This window comes from Streptomyces sp. NPDC002574 (genome assembly GCF_042889545.1).
Taxonomy (GTDB): Bacteria; Actinomycetota; Actinomycetes; order Streptomycetales; family Streptomycetaceae; genus Actinacidiphila.
Map to the genome: position 1 here is coordinate 144593 of NZ_JBIARB010000012.1, position 16188 is coordinate 160780.

A 16188-nucleotide genomic window follows, 5' to 3' on the forward strand; every position below is an offset into this window, starting at 1 on the left:
TAGCGCTGAACGAGTGACGCAGCCATTTGAACTGCCCGACTTCTACATGCCGTACCCCGCGCGCCTCAATCCCCGTCTGGAGGAGGCGCGGGAGCACTCCCGCACATGGGCGCGGGACATGGGGATGCTGGAGGGTTCGGGCATCTGGGACACCGCCGACCTCGACGCGCACGACTACGCGCTGCTGTGCGCCTACACCCACCCCGACTGCCCGGGACCGGAACTGTCCCTGGTGACGGACTGGTATGTGTGGGTGTTCTTCTTCGACGACCACTTCCTGGAGACGTTCAAGCGGTCCCAGGACCGCCGCGGCGGCAAGGCCTACCTGGACCGGCTGCCCGCCTTCATGCCGATGGACCTGGCGCAGGGCATGCCCGAGCCCGCCAACCCGGTCGAGGCGGGGCTCGCCGATCTGTGGAGGCGCACCGTCCCCGCCATGTCGCTGGACTGGCGCCGGCGGTTCGCCGAGAGCAGCGAGCACCTGCTCAACGAGTCGCTGTGGGAGCTGTCCAACATCAACGCGGGCCGGGTGCCCAACCCGGTGGAGTACATCGAGATGCGCCGCAAGGTCGGTGGCGCGCCCTGGTCCGCGGGCCTGGTGGAGTACGCGGCCGGGGCCGAGGTGCCGGCCGCGATCGCCCGGTCGCGGCCGATGCTCGTGCTGCGGGACGCCTTCTCCGACGCGGTGCACCTGCGCAACGACCTGTTCTCGTACCAGCGCGAGACGGAGGAGGAGGGCGAGCTCAGCAACGGCGTTCTCGTCCTGGAGAGCTTCCTGGGGTGCACGACCCAGGAGGCGGCGGAGTCCGTCAACGACCTGCTCACCTCGCGGCTGCAGCAGTTCGAGAACACCGCGGTCACCGAACTGCCCCCGCTCGTCGCCGAGCACGGGCTCGACGCGGCGCAGTGCGCCGCCGTGCTGGGGTACGTCAAGGGCCTGCAGGACTGGCAGTCCGGCGGCCACGAATGGCACATGCGCTCCAGCCGCTACATGAACGGCGGCGGCGCGGGGGCGCCCGCCCGCACCGGCTGGTCGCCCTTCGCGCTGCCCGGCGGGATCGGCCTGTCGGCCGGCACGGTGCGGACCACCGGACGCGCCGAGGCCGCCCGCGTCCGGGCCTTCACCCACGCGCCGCGGCGCACCGGGCCGCTCCCGCTGCCCGACTTCCTGATGCCCTTCCAGGTCACCCTCAGCCCGCACCTGGACGCCGCCCGGCGCACCATCGCCGACTGGGCGCACCGGATGGGCCTGCTGGAGCCGCAGCCCGGAGTCCCCTTCTCCTTCGTGTGGGACGAGCGCAAGCTGGTCGCGTTCGACCTGCCGCTGTGCGCCGCGGGCATCCACCCGGACGCGTCCCCCGAGGCGCTGGACCTCACCTCCGGGTGGCTCACCTGGGGCACCTACGCCGACGACTGGTTCCCGGCCGTCTTCGGCCGCACCCGCGACCTGGCCGGCGCCCGCGCCGCCAACGACCGGCTGTCGGCCTTCATGCCGGTCGACGGCACGCCCGCGCCCGTCCCGGTCAACGCACTGGAGCGCGGTCTTGCCGACCTGTGGGCGCGCACGGCCGGCCCGATGCGGCCCGAGGCGCGCAGCCGCTTCCGCGCCGCGGTCGAGAGCATGACCGCGAGCTGGCTGTGGGAGCTGGCCAACCAGGCGCAGCACCGCATCCCCGACCCCGTCGACTACCTGGAGATGCGCCGCCGCACCTTCGGCTCCGACCTGACGATGAGCCTGTGCCGGCTCGGGCACGGCCAGGTCGTACCGGACGAGGTCTACCGCAGCGGGCCGATGCGGTCGCTGGAGAACTCCGCCGCCGACTACGCCTGCCTGATGAACGACGTCTTCTCGTACCAGAAGGAGATCGAGTACGAGGGGGAGATCCACAACGCCCTGCTCGTGGTGCAGAACTTCTTCGGCTGCGACGAGCCGGCCTCGCTCGCCGTGGTCCACGACCTGATGACCGGGCGCATGAAGGAGTTCCAGCACGTCGCGGCGAACGAACTGCCCGTTCTCTACGACGACTTCGCCCTCGGCAAGGAGGCCCGGGCGGTCTTGGACGGCTATGTGCGCGAGCTGGAGAACTGGCTCGCGGGCATCCTGACCTGGCACAACGGCTGCCGCCGCTACGAGGAGGAGGAACTGCGTCGGCCGCCCGGCACGTCCCGGATGCCCTCCGGGGCACACGGACTCGGCACCTCGGCGGCCCGGTTGGTCACGCTGCTCGGGGCGCGGTAGCGCGGCGGCGGGCGGGAGGGGGCGGCCCGTGCGGGGCCGCCCCCGCAGGCACGGGTACGTGCCCGACGCGTCACAAATCGGTTGCCGCGCGGGGGAGATGTCGGCGATGATCCGGCGCATGATCGCTTCCGTCCCCGGCCGGAAGGGCGCGCGCCGCCCCGGTCGGTGAACCCCGAGGCCCCGGCCGTGCCGCCGGGCGCCCCCGCCCCCGGTCCCTCCCCTCCTCCAGCGGGCCCGCCCCCGCCGTTTCCTGCCGAGCCCGGACCCTGGAGGGACCCACCCGTGAACCCCGAACCGACCGAGATCCGCAACCTCATGGACGCCGGTGACACCGCGGGCGCGGTACGTGCCCTGCGTGCGCACGCCGACTCCGCCGACCCGGCGGCCCTCGCCCCGCTGGTCGCAGCCCTCGCCGGCCGCTCGGGCAGCGGCGACCTGGCCGCCGCCGCCACCGCGCTGGCCGCCGCGCCGTCCGGCGTGGCCGAGCTCTACGCGTACGGCTACGCCTGTGTGGAGGAGGGCGCCGCCTACCTGGCCGTGCCCGCTCTGCGCGCCGCGCTGCGTCAGGTCCCGGACTCCCGCCGCGTGCTGGTCGAGCTGGTCGCCGCGCTGGAGCGCGAGGAGCGCCACCGTGAGGCGCTGGACGTGCTCCGGGAGCGCGAGAGCGCACTGGCCGCCTGGCCGGAGCGTTATCTGCTGGCCCACAACGCCCTGATGGCAGGAGAGTCGGCGTTGGCCCGCGAGGCCGCTGCCCGGCTGCCGGTGCCCGTGGGCGACGACCAGAAGTGGCTGCCCGCCGACACCCGCCTGCGGCGCCGCCTCGGGCGGGCCGGCGCCGTCGCCGGGACCACCGCGCTGGACGGCGGTGACCTGCGCGGCTGGCACTGGGTGCTGACCGGGGGCGTACTGGCGACACTGTCCCCGTACGGCTTCGAGAGCATGAGGGGCCGGTACGCCTACGTCCAGGACAGCGCGGGGCTGTGCCGAGGCGGCCTGGACCGGCTCCGGCTGGCGCTCGCCGCGACCGGCGCGGCACCGCGCGCGGTGGCGGCGCTGCCCGACCGCTCCAGCCGGATCATGGGCCTGGCGGCCGCCCGCGTGCTGGAACTGCCCGTCGAACCCTATGAGCCGGGCCGCATGGACACCGTCGTCGTCGCGTACGACCTGACCGGCACGGACCCCGGGCTCCTCGACGGCCTGCGGGAGCCCGCCGCCGGCCAGGTGCTGTACGAGCACGCCACCTGCTGGACCCGGCCGCCCGCCGTGTCCGCGGACATCAGCGGACTGCTCGCGCAGCACTGCGTGGCGCCCTGGGGCGAGCGGTTGCGGATGTCGCCCGACGGATCCCCCGGGGTCGTCCCGCCCGACGACCGCTCCGAGCACGACATCGCGCACGAGGTCGTGGCCGCCGATCCGATGCCCGACCGGGGCGACGGAGGCACCCCTTCCGACCCGGACGCGGGGTTCAGCGCCTTCGCCGCGCGGCTGGCGGGGCGTTGGCCGGACGGTGACGGGCTGCGGGAACGGACGGCCTCGGCCGGGCCGGTGGGGAGTGCGCGGTTCGTCTGAGGAGGCGATGGTGGTGCGGGTCCCCGGGCGCCTACGGTGGACCCGCATCTCCGGCCCAGCGGTGAGGAGTTCCACCGATGAACGCGCCCAGTCCCCAACGCGCCGCTCTGCGGGACCGGTTGCTCGACCGGTTCCTGCTGCACGGCACCGTCGTGTCCGTGGAGCGCGTGGCCGCCCGCATGCGGCGGCTGCGGATCGAGGGACCGGGGCTGGGCGGGACGGCCTGCCGGCCGGGACAGCAGGTGCGGGTGCACGTGGACGGGCTGACCCGGCGGACGTACTCGGTCTGGCACCACGACCCGGCGGGCGACGCGATCGAGCTGTGCGTGATGGAGCACCCGGAACCGGGACCCGGCGCGCGCTGGGGCGCGGCGGCGGAGGCCGGGACGCGGGTCCGGCTGGGCCGGCCGGAGGGGTCGTTCGTGCTGCGCCCGGAGGCGGGCTTCCACGTCTTCGTGGGCGAGGAGACGGCCATGCCGGCGCTGGGCGCCATGCTCGCCGCGCTGCCCGGGGACGCGTCCGTGCACGGCTGCGTGGAGACGGCGACCGCCGGGGACCGGCTGCCCCTGGCGCACGCGGACCGGCTCGCCTGGCGGCTGCGCGGTGACACCTCCGCCGCCGCCTCCGGAGCACTCGCCGAGGCCGTCCGGGCGCTGGACCTGCCGGACGACCCCGCGGGCGGTGCCGCCTACGTCGCGGGGGAGGCCCGCACCGTGCAGCTGGTGCGCGATGTGCTGGTCCGTGAACGCGGTTGGGAGCGCAGGTCGGTGCTGACCAAGCCGTTCTGGAGCCCGGGCAGGCGCGGCCTGGAGTGAGCGGCGGGCCGCCCCTCACTTCGCGTCGCGGATCCACGCCTCGTAGGACATCACGTCGCCGGCCCGTACCCGGTACTCCGCCCGGGCCATGGTGAAGGTGGTCTCGATGCCCAGGACCCCGCCGGTGCGCGGGTCGAGGATCACCATGATGCGGGTGACGCCGGTGTCGAGGACGTACGCCTGTCCCGGACGCCCGAGGCGGTCGGTGATCGCGCCGACCGGGCGCAGGTCCTTCGCGGCGGCCAGCAGGGTGTCGATGGCCGCGATGTCCCGGACGCCCGGCGTCCAGTCGCCCAGCAGCGAGGGCAGCACGTCCAGCAGGTCCTGCGTGCGGGTGCAGGCGCAGCCGTAGACGTCGCGCAGGTAGCCGCGCCACTCCGCGGCGTCGTGCGGCGGCTCGGAACCGGACAGCCCGTACGGCGGCAGCGTGCCGGGCGGGTACGACGCGCGGTGCAGCACTTTTCCGTCCGCGACGGTGCGGGGGGCGCCGCCGGGGTCGGTGATGACGGGCGCGCCCGGGTGCAGGGGGTCGGTGGCGACGACGAGTTCGGTACCGCTGCCGTCGGCGTTCCACCGGGTCAGGCGCTCCTCCGGCACGGTGACGGGCGGCCGTGCGCCGGGCCCCTCTTCCATGCTCATGCTCCACGACATCAGGTGAGTGCCCCCTCGTGTCCCCGGCGCCGTGTCCCCGCCGGCCGCGGCGGCGTCCCGGGCCGCCCGCGCGATGTCGGCCAGCGGCACCGCCGGGGAACCGGCCTCGGGACGCAGCGCGACGGGCGCCGCGACCGCGGGCGCGCTGCCCGCGCCGGACAGGGTGAAGGCCAGGACGGCGGTGACGGCGACGGCCGCCGCCACACCGGCCGGCACCAGGCGTCGCGCGCGCCAATGCCGCCGCGCCGGCGCAGGGCGCATCAGCCGGCGCAGCGCGTGCTCGGCGCGCGCGTCCAGGGGGCGGTCGGCCCACCGCGGATCGCCCGCCGGCACGGGGTCGGCCTGCCGCAGCAGCTCCAGGTCCCGCTCTTCGGTCATGGCCGTGACTCCCCTTCGTCCGTGTTCCGCGTGGCCGGTGCGGCCTGCGCCCCGGCGGGTGCCGCGCCCGCCGCCACCGTCATCCCCATGCGGTCGATCTGCTCGCGCAGCCTGCGCCGCGCGCGGTGCAGCCGCATGGCTGCCGCGCTCCGGCCGCAGCCGAGGGCGACCGCCAGTTCGCCGACGTCGAGTTCCTCCCAGACGGTCAGCCGAAGCGCCTCCTGGTCGGTGTCCGGCAGCCGCTCCAGTGCCTCGTGCACCCACGCCCCGGGGCGCTCGGCGCCGGGGCTCGGCACGAGGTGCGTGCCGTGCGCCGTCTCGTGGTTCCCTATCCGGTCCAGCAGCCTGCGGCGGCGGCCCCGGCCGCGCACAGTGTTGGCGAGGCAGTTGCGGGCCACGCCGTACAGCCAGGGCAGCGGCTGACCGGGGAGTTCGCCGCGGCGCCGCCACGCGACGGCGAACACCTCCGCCGCCACTTCCTCCACCTCGTCCTGCTCCTGGCCGTCCAGCCGCCGCGCGACGTAGCGGCAGATCGCCCAGTAGTGCTCGCGGTAGGCCGTGGCGAACGCCTCGCTGTGCGTCTCGTCCGTGCTCATGACCGCTTGGTGTCCGACATGGCACCGATCATCACACCTGTCCGGTGTGATGTTTCCGCCGGTCCTCGCGGGCGCCCGCCGGTGACGCGCCGGGCGGTCCCGGACACCTGGCGGGCATGAGACTCAGTGACGTACGCGGGACCGCCGCGGTGCGGTGGCTGACCACCACGGACCACAAGACCATCGGCACGCTCTACCTGGTCACGGCGTTCGCGTTCTTCTGCGTGGGCGGTGTGATGGCGCTGCTGATGCGCGCCGAGCTCGCCCGCCCCGGAACGCAGGTAGTGACGAACGAGCAGTTCAACCAGCTGTTCACGATGCACGGGACGGTGATGCTGCTGATGTTCGCCACTCCGCTCTTCGCGGGCTTCGCGAACTGGATCATGCCGTTGCAGATCGGCGCGCCCGACGTCGCCTTCCCCCGGCTCAACATGTTCGCGTACTGGCTCTACCTGCTGGGTTCGCTCATCGCCGTGAGCGGATTCCTGACCCCGTCGGGCGCGGCGGACTTCGGCTGGTTCGCGTACTCGCCGCTGTCGAGCGCCGTTCACTCGCCCGGCGTGGGCGGGGACCTGTGGATCATGGGGCTGGCGCTGTCGGGCTTCGGGACGATCCTGGGCGCGGTCAACCTCATCACCACGATCGTCTGCATGCGCGCCCCCGGCATGACGATGTTCCGGATGCCGATCTTCACGTGGAACGTGCTGCTCACCGGCGTCCTGGCGGTGATGGCCTTCCCGGTGCTGGCCGCCGCGCTCTTCGCGCTGGAGGCGGACCGGACGTTCGGGGCCCACATCTTCGACCCGGCGAACGGCGGAGCGCTGCTCTGGCAGCACCTGTTCTGGTTCTTCGGGCACCCGGAGGTCTACATCATTGCGCTGCCGTTCTTCGGGATCATCAGCGAGGTGATCCCGGTCTTCTCCCGCAGGCCGATGTTCGGCTACACCGGGCTGATCGCCGCGACCGTCTCCATCGCCGGCCTGTCGGTCACGGTCTGGGCGCACCACATGTACGTCACGGGTGGGGTGCTGCTGCCCTTCTTCTCCTTCATGACCCTGCTCATCGCGGTGCCCACCGGAGTGAAGGTCTTCAACTGGATCGGCACCATGTGGAAGGGCTCGCTGAGCTTCGAGACCCCGATGCTCTGGGCGACCGGCTTCCTCGTCACCTTTGTCTTCGGCGGCCTGACCGGGGTGCTCCTCGCCTCGGCGCCGCTGGACTTCGAGGTCTCCGACACCTACTTCGTCGTGGCGCACTTCCACTATGTGGTCTTCGGGACGGTGGTCTTCGCGATGTTCTCGGGACTGCACTTCTGGTGGCCGAAGTTCACCGGCAAAATGCTCGACGAACGCCTCGGCAGGATCACCTTCTGGACGCTCTTCACCGGTTTCCACGGCACGTTCCTCGTCCAGCACTGGCTGGGCACCGCGGGGATGGTCCGGCGCATCCCGGACTACCTGGCGGCCGACGGCTTCACCACGCTCAACACCCTCTCGACGATCAGCTCCTTCCTGCTGGGGCTCTCCCTGCTGCCGTTCCTCTACAACGTCTGGCGCACGGCGAAGTACGGGAAGAGGGTCGAGGCGGACGATCCGTGGGGCTGGGGCCGTTCCCTGGAGTGGGCCACCTCCTGCCCGCCGCCGCGGCACAACTTCCGCTCCCTGCCGCGCGTCCGGTCCGAGTCGCCCGCGTTCGACCTGCGCCACCCCGAGACGGGGATGTCGGAAACGATATCGAGACTGCCGGATGCGACTCTCCCGGCCGGCCGTGGCGGAGCCTAGGTTCGACGGCATGACGACGTACGAAGCCGCCACGACCACCCGTTCGCGCACCCACACCTGGGAGGCCCGCCCCGAGCCGACCGCGGAGATCCTGGGGATGACCGGCCGCGAGATCCTCCAGGGCGCGCTGGACGGGCGGTTCCCGGCCTCCTCGATCATGAGCACGCTGGGCTTCCGGCTCGTCGAGGTCGGCGACGGCCGCACGGCCTTCGAGGGCGACCCCGGCGACCACCTGATCAACCCGATGGGCACCGTGCACGGCGGTTTCCTCGCCACCCTGCTGGACTCGGCGCTCGGCTCCGCCGTGATGAGCCGGCTGCCGGCCGGATCGACGTACACCACCGTCCAGTTGGGGGTGCACATGATCCGGCCGGTGCTCGCGGGGACGCCCACCCTGCGCTGCGAGGGCACCGCGCTGCACGTCGGCCGGACGACGGCCACCGCGGAGGCGCGGGTCGTCGGCGCGCACGACGGCAAGCTGTACGCGCACGGCACGACGACCTGCGCCGTGCTCCGCCTCAGCTGACCGACGCCACCGCCGCCTCGGCCACGGCCAGGGCCGTCGCCATGATGCTGAGCTGCGGATTCACCTCCGGGCAGCTGGGCAGCGCGGAGGCGTCGGCGATGTGGACGCCCGCCACGCCGCGCAGCCGGCCGTCCGGCCCGGCGGGCGCGGTGCGCGGGTCGGCGCCCATCGCGACCGTGCCGGTGGGGTGGAACGCGGACAGATGGAGCTGACGTACCGTCACGCGATCCAGCGTGTCGCGCAGCTCGGCGGGAGTGCGGGCCCGCGGCGCGGCGGGGATACCCGTGAGGACCTCCCCCGCCCCCGCGGCGAAGAGCAGGTCGCCCATGGCGCGCACCGCGCGCAGCAGACGCCGGGCGTCGCGCGGGTCCACGTCGTAGCGCAGCAGCGGGCGTCCGCGGCCCAGGACGCGGCCGCCCGGCCGGTCCGCGATCATCGCGCCGAACGTGGCCAGCCGCCCCGAGTCCTCCAGTTCCGCCCGCAACTCCCGTCCGACCCCCGGCAGGACGAAGGAGCCCATGCCCGGCGGCGGGGCCGTGGCCTCGATGAGGATGCCGTCCGCGTGCAGTTCCTCCACGCCCGCGCTCTGCAGCACCGCCGGGCCGCCGTCCGCGACGGGTTCGGCGAAGCGCCCGGCCACGCTGGTGGCCGGATGCACGGCGAGGTTGCGGCCGATCCGCGGATGCCGGCCGAGACCGGAACGGCGCAGCAGCGGCGGGGTCTCCAGCGCGCCGGCGGCGACCACCACCAGCGGGGCCAGGATCTCCAGCGTGCTGCCGTCGGCGCGCCGTACGGCCACACCGCGGGCCCGCGGCCCGCCGGGCCGGTCCGGGTCGGTCAGCACCCGGCGCACCGAGGCGCCGGTGACGATCCGCGCCCCGGCGGCGCACGCCTGCGGCAGCACGGACAGCTGCACGCTCTGCTTCGCGCCGGCCGGGCAGCCCACCACGCACTGGCACGAGCCGCGGCAGCCGGGCGCGTTGCGCCGCAGCGGACCGGCCCGCCAGCCGAGTTCACGGGCGCCGAGCAGCGCGAGCGTGCCGTTGCGGCCCAGCACGTCGAGCGGCTGGGTGGCCACCCGCAGGGTGCGCTCGACCTCGTCCAGGCGCGCGCCGAAGGTCTCCGCGTCGGCGAGGGCGCCGAGCCCGTGCTCCCCGCGCCAGCGGGCCAGCACATGGTCAGGGGTGCGGTAGCAGGTACCGGAGTTGACGACCGTGGTGCCTCCGACGGCGCGGCCGGTGGGCACGACGAGCGGCGGATTGCCGAGGGCGACGGTCGCGCCGCCGTCCCGGTACAGCTCGGCGAAGCGGTCCAGCGGGGCCCGGCGCCCGAACTCCGCGGTGGTGTGCCGGCGGCCCTCCTCCAGGACCAGGACCCGCAGCCCGGCCCGGGCCAGGGTCCGCGCCGCCATCGCACCGCCCGCACCGGACCCGATCACCACGGCGTCCGCCCGTGAGCGGTCCGGCCACCGCGCGGCGGGTACGCAGTCCAGCGGCGGGTCCTGCGGGGCGGCAGGGGCGGCCGGTGCGCCCGTGCGCAGCATCCGCTCGGTCCCGGCGGCCAGCAGCACCGGCACCTTCACCACGTCCAGCAGCGGCAGCAGCGCGGGCCGGGCGGCGAGCCCGGTCACCACCGTCTCCCGCTGACCCGGTGTCAGCCGCTCCAGTCCGTGCCCGGTCCGCGTCCTGGCGTACCCGTCGACCGCCGCTGCCGCCGCCCGGAACCCGTGCCGCGCCGGTGCGGGCATCGCCGCGAGCAGGCCCTCCAGCCGCGCGGCCACGCCCGTGCTCCAGTCGCCCTCCCCGTCGGCCGCCAGCAGCGCCTTGACCAGCCCCTCCACCGCGCTCACCGGTCGCCGACCTCCGCGTGGGCGGTGCCGTCCAGCGTCCACTCGGCCTCGGTGTGCCAGCCGCCCGCGGCACGGCGTTCGAGGAGGACGTGGGCGTCGGCGGTCTCGCTGTTGCGGCAGACGGCGGCGGCGCCGTCGGGATCGGCGTAGTCGAGGGCGAGGGTGCGCTCGGGGTGCTGGGTGACCCGTACCGTGACGCGACGCCGGCCGGCGCGGCCGGTGACCGTCCACTGCGGGAGGGCTATGTCGGCCCTGAACCGCCGCAGGCCCGCGCGGCCGAGGGCGGGGCGCAGCCCGCCGCGCGGCCAGTCGCGGCCGTCCTTGCGCAGGCGGAGGAAGACCAGAGGGGGAAGCCGGTCCAGCCCGGGGCGGGTGGAGACGGCGGCCACGATCTCCAGGACGTCGCCGCCCCCGAGGTCCGCGTGCAGCCAGGCCCAGCGGCGGGCGTTGCCGTGCCCGTAGATCCGGGCCGACGCCCCGGGCGCCCGGCGCAGGTCCAGGTCGCCGGAGCCGTGGCGGACGCGTCCGGTGTAGCGGGCCCGCGGCGACGGCAGGATCTGTGCCGCCGGCAGCAGCGGGCGCCGCCACGACCAGCGCGGGAAGGTGTAGAGCGGTTCCGCGTCGCCGGGTTCCTCGGTGAGGTCCCAGGACAGGGCGCCCGCGGTGCCGCGCAGCCGCCCCGGCACGGCCTCGACGCCGCCCGCGGTGAAGCCCTCCGGGCGTTCCGCCGCTCCCGCCGTCCTCGCCGTCGCTTCCGGCCACGGCACGGGCCCGAAGCGGGCGTGCTCGACGGGTCCGGCGCCCTTGGCGGGGAAGACGGCCGCCCAGCCGTGCGCGTGGGCGCCGCCGCCGTCGGCCGGGGTGACCACCTCGTGGTGCAGCCACAGTCCCGCGCCCGTGGCGGGGTCGGTGGCGGTGGTGTACCAGACCTCGGTGCGGCCGGGGGCGCCGCCGGAGCGGGGCGCCCACTGCGCGCGGGCCTCGTCGCGGACCGGGAAGCGGAAGCTCGCGAGGAACGGCCCGAGTGCGGTGGCGGTGCGGAAGCGCAGCGTCCCGGTGCCGGCCGGTTCCGCGGATCCGTCCCGGGTGAGCGTGAACGGCAGGACGGTCATCGACCGCAGCGGGTGGCGCGGGGTGACCGACTTCCAGCCGTCGAGGAGGCAGCGCTGCCCGTCGAGGGTGAACTCCAGCCGGTAGTGGATGCGCCGCCGGACCAGCGGCGAGATCTCCAGGGTGCCGGTGACCTCGGGGTCGTCGGCGCGGCCCGCGATGCGCAGCCGCCCGGTGACCCGGGCGGGCGTGGTGCGGTGGGGGAGCAGCAACCGGTCACTGCGGACGGCGAGTTCCATCCGCACCGGCCGGTCCTCGTCCTCGCCGGACAACCGCACGGTGCCGGACATCGTCTCGGCGAAGACGGTGCCACGCGGAGCGCGGGGAGCGCGGGGAGCGCGGGGGCCACGGGGGCCGCTCACCGGGTGGCCGCCTTCAGCCCGGCGCGCATGATCCGTTCGGTGGCGGTCAGATAGGTCTCCGCCGCCTCGCGGGCCGCCGCGGGATCGCCCGCCTCGACGGCGGCGACGACCGGTTCGAGCCGTCCGTGGGCCTCCTCCGGGTCCTGGAAAGGACCGGAGAGGTGACGCCGCATCGGCAGGTAGGCGTTGAAGAGGGTGTTGGTGAGCAGTACGTAGACCCGGTTGCCCGTCGCGCGGGCCAGCGCGCGGTGCACCTCGGCGTCGGCGAGCTGCACCGCGTCCGGCTGTTCGGCCTCGCGCACGGCCTCGATCCGTTCGCGCAGCCGGGTCCGGTGCGCGGCGGTGGCCCGCGAGGCGGCCGTACCGGCGATCAACGTGCCGACCCCGCGCCGCACTTCGAAGATCTCGCCGAGCCAGCGCGCGTCGTGCCGGACCAGCATGGGCAGCAGGTCGACGCCGCCGAGCCGCTCGTAGTCGCGCACACGGGTGCCGATGCCGTGCCGGGTCTCCAGCAGCCCGGCCTGCACGAGCCGCCCGAAGGCGTGCTTGAGCGTGGTGCGGGTGACGCCGTAGCCCTCGGCGAGCCGGCGTTCGGGCGGCAGCAGACTCCCGGCGGGGTGGCGGCCGGCGAGGATCTCCTCGCGCAACCGGTCCTCCAGGACGTCCACGATCGACTCACGCGGCAGCGCTTCCATCTCACCCTCCAGTGGCTCAGTGGCTCATCCACTCAATCCAATCGTCCGACGCCCCGTCAAGACCCGGGCGGCGCACGGTTCTCACCCGCACGGCCGTGGCCGGCCGCTCTCCGGTCGCCGTTCCCCGGACCGCGGCTTACGTTCGCGATGGCGCGCCCCGTCCTCACCCCACGGCCGAAAGGCACAGAACAGACATGACGCCCACGTGCGCACGTCCGCCCCGGAACCGCAGCAACGTGAGTCGGGCGATCGCGGTGGCGCTGGCCGCCGCGGCCCTTCCCACCGCCCTGGCCTGCGGCGGCCCCACCCGCACCGACCGGCCGAACGCCACCGCTCCCGCCGCGGCGTCGTCCTCCCCCGCCACCGGGCCCGGTGAGGGTACGGCCCCGCCCGGCGGCGCGGCCTTCCCCAAGCTGAGCGGCGACATCACCAAGCGGCTCGACTCGGCGATCCAGGACGTGCTGAAGGAAACGGGCGTGCCCGGCGTGATCGCCGGTGTGTGGGCGAACGGCAAGGGCTCGTACGTGCGCGCCTTCGGCGTCTCCGACAAGCAGTCGAACGCCAAGATGACGTCCGACCTGTACATGCGGATCGGCAGCGTCACCAAGACCTTCACCGTCACCGGGCTGCTCCGGCTGGTCGACCAGGGCAAGGTGAAGCTGGACGACCCTGTCGGGAAGTACGTGGACGGCGTGCCCGACGGCGACAAGATCACCCTGCGCCAGCTGGCCGACATGCGCAGCGGGCTGTTCAACTACTCCGAGGACGCGGGCTTCGACAAGGCGCTCAAGGAGAACCCCGAGCGCACGTTCCTCCCCGCCGAACTGCTGGCCTACGCGTTCCAGCACCCCTCGAACTTCTCGCCGGGGCAGCGGTTCCAGTACTCCAACACCAACACGGTGCTGATCGGCATGGTGATCGAGAAGGTCGCCAAGCAGCCGCTCGCCGGTTATCTGCAGCGCAACGTCATCACGCCCGCCCGGCTCGGGCGCACGTCCTTCCCCAAGAACAGTTCCCTGCCCGACCCGCACGCCCGCGGCTACACGACGGACACGGTGAACGGGCAGGAGGCCGACGCCACCGGCTGGAACCCCTCATGGGCCTGGGCCGCCGGAGCGATGATCTCCGAGCTGCGGGACCTGCGCACCTGGGCGCACACCCTGGCCACCGGGACGATCCTCTCCCCCGCGAGCCAGAAGGAGCGCCTGGACTTCCAGCCCACCGGGCTCCCGGGCACCGGCTACGGCCTGGGCATCTTCGACAACCACGGCTGGATCGGCCACAACGGCTCCCTGCCGGGCTACCAGGCCGTGGTGGTCTACCTCCCGGAGGCGGAGGCCACAGTCGTCCTGCTGCTCAACTCCGACACCGCGCACCAGGGCAGCGAGCCCAGCACCCTGTTCGCCCAGGCCGTCACGAAGATCGTGTCGCCCGACCACGTGTACACGCTCCCGGCGATGTCCAGCACCCCGCCCACCCCCGTCCCCAGTTCCTCGCCCGCGACGGCCACGCCGCCGTCCCCCTCCGCCTCCCCGAGCGTCGTCCCGCCCACCTCCGGCCCGACCGTCCCCGTGGTCCCGCCCACCCCGGGCACGACCTGACCGACGACCTAGCCGACGGCGTACGGCGGCCTGCGGTCCCGCCACGGGACGGCCTGCTCCAGCTGGGCGGCGACGCCCAGCAGCAGGTCCTCCCGGCCCTGGGCGGCGACCAGTTGCACCCCGACCGGCAGCCCCTCGCGGCTCAGCCCCAGCGGCAGGCTGACCGCCGGGTTCCCGGAGACGTTGAACGCCGCCGTGAACGGGCCGTACGCGAACAGCCGCCGCAGCCAGGACCGCACGGTGCGGCCCGGGTCGTCCTGGGCGAGCGTGCCGTGCGGCGCGGGCAGGGCGCCCAGCGTCGGGGTGAGCAGCAGGTCGTACGCGGTGAAGAAGCGGCCGACCGCGCGCGTCACCCGGTGCTGGGCGTCGACGGCCGCCATCAGCTCCAGCGCGGTGCACGCCTCGGTCTCGGCGAGCACCGCGCGCGACACCGCCTCCAGCCGCGACCGGTCCAGCCGGGGCGCCGCGCGCAGGATCGCCCCGCCGCTCGCCAGCGCGACCAGCACCGAGGCCTCCACCAGGTCCTCGCCGTCCACGGCGGGGGAGACCTCGGTCACGGTGTGCCCGATCCACTCCAGCACCTTGCCCGCGTTCACGGTGACGGCCGCGACCTGCGGGTCGACCGCGTCGCCGGTCCAGGCCGCGGTGGTCAGCGCGATCCGCAGCCGGCCGGGGTCGGCGCGCACCGCGTCGGCGTACGGGCGCGGGACCGGCGGCAGGGTCACCTTGTCCCCGGGCACGGGCGCTCCGACGGCGTCGAGGAGGACGGCGGCGTCCCGCACCGTCCGGGTCAGTGCGAACTCCGTCTGCTGCCCGAAGGCGGCCTCGCCCGCGAGCGGCCCGGACGGCGTGCGGCCCCGGGACGGCTTCAGGCCGACCAGTCCGCAGCACGCGGCGGGGATACGGATCGAGCCGCCCGCGTCGTTGGCGTGGGCCACCGGCACCGCGCCCGCCGCCACCAGGGCGGCCGCGCCGCCGCTGGAGCCGCCGACGCCGCGCGCCGGGTCCCAGGGGTTGCGGGTCGGTCCGTACCGCAGCGGCTCGGTCGCGAAGCTCAGCCCGAACTCCGGCGCGGTGCTCTGGCCGAGCGCCACCAGCCCGGCGTCCCGGAACCGGCCCATCAGGTCGTGGTCGGCCTCCGCGACGGCGCCCAGGACGGCCCGGCTGCCCAGCGTGAAGGGCACACCCCGGACGAACGGCCCGCTGTCCTTGACCACGAACGGCACGCCCGCCAGCGGCCCGTCGGCGGCATGGGCGGGCGCCGGGTCGAACAACGGCAGTGTGAGGGCGTTGAGTTCGGCGCCCGCCTCGGCCAGGGCACGCCGCGCGACGGTCTCGACCTCGACCGCGGTCACCTCCCCCGCGCAGATCAACTCCCGCAGCCCGACCGCGTCCTGCTCTGCGTACTCGTGCGGCTCCAACGCCCCTGCCTCCCCGGCTCGTGCCCGGCGGTCAGACTGGCACGCCCCGGACCCGCCCGACCACGGGGTTTTCCCGGGTGCGGGGTGGGGCACGGTGGCCGGCGACCGTCCGGCACACGAGCCGCTGAGGATGAGCGGGCGTGGTGATGGGGCCGATCGGCATCAGCGGCCCGGAGGTCCGGAAAGCGATTGCCCGGGCCCCACGGCGTTACCGCTGACGACGGGCGGCGGCGCGCATCGGGGGGACGGCCCCGAGGGGCCCGCCGGTCGAGCGACCTTCCGCCGCACGAGCGGGGCGGCGACGGGCGGAGCGGAGGCCGCCCGGGGTGGGAAGTGCCGTGGCCGATCGGCATCGGCGTGGCGAGGTCCGTCGACATGTGCCCGGGCCGGAACGTCATTCACCCGGTCCACGGCGGAGTTTCCGCGGGTCGCGGGGGTGGGGCGGTCGGACGACCGTTCCCCGTACGAGCGGGGCGGGGGTGAGCGGGAGCCGAGGCCGCTCCCCCCAGGGGGCGGAAGCCGAGGCCGCGATGCGCGCGGCGACATGGTCGATCGGTAGCGGTGTGGCGAGAGCCGTCCGGACGTGCCCGGGCCG

At 74.7% G+C, this 16188-nt stretch carries 12 protein-coding genes; 6 read left to right on the plus strand and 6 right to left on the minus strand.

Annotated features, from left to right (window positions below):
* Nucleotides 1–13: 13 nt before the first annotated feature.
* The 3 genes from ACFYXS_RS28380 to ACFYXS_RS28390 all read left to right on the plus strand — a co-directional run bounded on the left by ACFYXS_RS28380 (nucleotide 14) and on the right by ACFYXS_RS28390 (nucleotide 4623).
* Complete coding sequence (locus tag ACFYXS_RS28380) at nucleotides 14–2239, plus strand: family 2 encapsulin nanocompartment cargo protein terpene cyclase (protein WP_389253178.1); 2226 nt, start codon at nucleotides 14–16, stop codon at nucleotides 2237–2239.
* Nucleotides 2240–2521: 282 nt separating this feature from the next.
* Complete coding sequence (locus tag ACFYXS_RS28385; protein ID WP_389253180.1) at nucleotides 2522–3808, plus strand: hypothetical protein; 1287 nt, start codon at nucleotides 2522–2524, stop codon at nucleotides 3806–3808.
* A 77-nt stretch (nucleotides 3809–3885) separates the two neighbouring features.
* Nucleotides 3886–4623 (plus strand): siderophore-interacting protein, encoded by a 738-nt coding sequence (locus ACFYXS_RS28390; protein WP_389253182.1) that lies wholly within the window; start codon nucleotides 3886–3888, stop codon nucleotides 4621–4623.
* A 15-nt stretch (nucleotides 4624–4638) separates the two neighbouring features.
* Here ACFYXS_RS28390 and ACFYXS_RS28395 read toward each other — a convergent pair whose 3' ends face one another.
* Entirely contained in the window at nucleotides 4639–5652 is a 1014-nt protein-coding gene (locus ACFYXS_RS28395) for a CU044_5270 family protein (protein WP_389253184.1), read from the minus strand.
* Entirely contained in the window at nucleotides 5649–6248 is a 600-nt protein-coding gene (locus ACFYXS_RS28400; protein WP_389253186.1) for an RNA polymerase sigma factor, read from the minus strand. The genes ACFYXS_RS28395 and ACFYXS_RS28400 overlap by 4 nt, the downstream gene beginning before the upstream one ends.
* 116 nt (nucleotides 6249–6364) lie before the next feature.
* Between ACFYXS_RS28400 and ctaD the strand changes: the two genes are divergently transcribed.
* Entirely contained in the window at nucleotides 6365–8029 is a 1665-nt protein-coding gene (ctaD, locus tag ACFYXS_RS28405; protein ID WP_389253188.1) for a cytochrome c oxidase subunit I, read from the plus strand.
* A gap of 10 nt (nucleotides 8030–8039) precedes the next feature.
* Nucleotides 8040–8555, plus strand: coding sequence for a PaaI family thioesterase (locus ACFYXS_RS28410; protein WP_389253190.1), 516 nt, complete (start codon nucleotides 8040–8042; stop codon nucleotides 8553–8555).
* Here ACFYXS_RS28410 and ACFYXS_RS28415 read toward each other — a convergent pair.
* The 3 genes from ACFYXS_RS28415 to ACFYXS_RS28425 all read right to left on the minus strand — a co-directional run bounded on the left by ACFYXS_RS28415 (nucleotide 8548) and on the right by ACFYXS_RS28425 (nucleotide 12571).
* Nucleotides 8548–10404 (minus strand): GMC family oxidoreductase N-terminal domain-containing protein, encoded by a 1857-nt coding sequence (locus ACFYXS_RS28415; protein WP_389253192.1) that lies wholly within the window; start codon nucleotides 10402–10404, stop codon nucleotides 8548–8550. The two genes, ACFYXS_RS28410 and ACFYXS_RS28415, sit on opposite strands and share 8 nt — an antisense overlap.
* Nucleotides 10401–11804: a hypothetical protein gene (locus ACFYXS_RS28420; RefSeq protein ID WP_389253194.1), complete on the minus strand. Its 1404-nt coding sequence runs from the start codon at nucleotides 11802–11804 to the stop codon at nucleotides 10401–10403. Before ACFYXS_RS28420 ends, ACFYXS_RS28415 begins: the two co-directional genes overlap by 4 nt.
* Before the next feature lie 68 nt (nucleotides 11805–11872).
* Nucleotides 11873–12571, minus strand: a complete 699-nt coding sequence (locus ACFYXS_RS28425) for a FadR/GntR family transcriptional regulator (protein ID WP_389253196.1) — start codon at nucleotides 12569–12571, stop codon at nucleotides 11873–11875.
* A gap of 194 nt (nucleotides 12572–12765) precedes the next feature.
* Here ACFYXS_RS28425 and ACFYXS_RS28430 point away from each other — a divergent pair, with 194 nt between their 5' ends.
* Nucleotides 12766–14172, plus strand: a complete 1407-nt coding sequence (locus ACFYXS_RS28430; RefSeq protein ID WP_389253198.1) for a serine hydrolase domain-containing protein — start codon at nucleotides 12766–12768, stop codon at nucleotides 14170–14172.
* Between the two features lie 8 nt (nucleotides 14173–14180).
* On the opposite strand, the gene ACFYXS_RS28435 is transcribed toward ACFYXS_RS28430, so the two are convergent.
* Nucleotides 14181–15593 (minus strand): amidase, encoded by a 1413-nt coding sequence (locus ACFYXS_RS28435; protein WP_389253200.1) that lies wholly within the window; start codon nucleotides 15591–15593, stop codon nucleotides 14181–14183.
* Nucleotides 15594–16188: the final 595 nt, after the last annotated feature.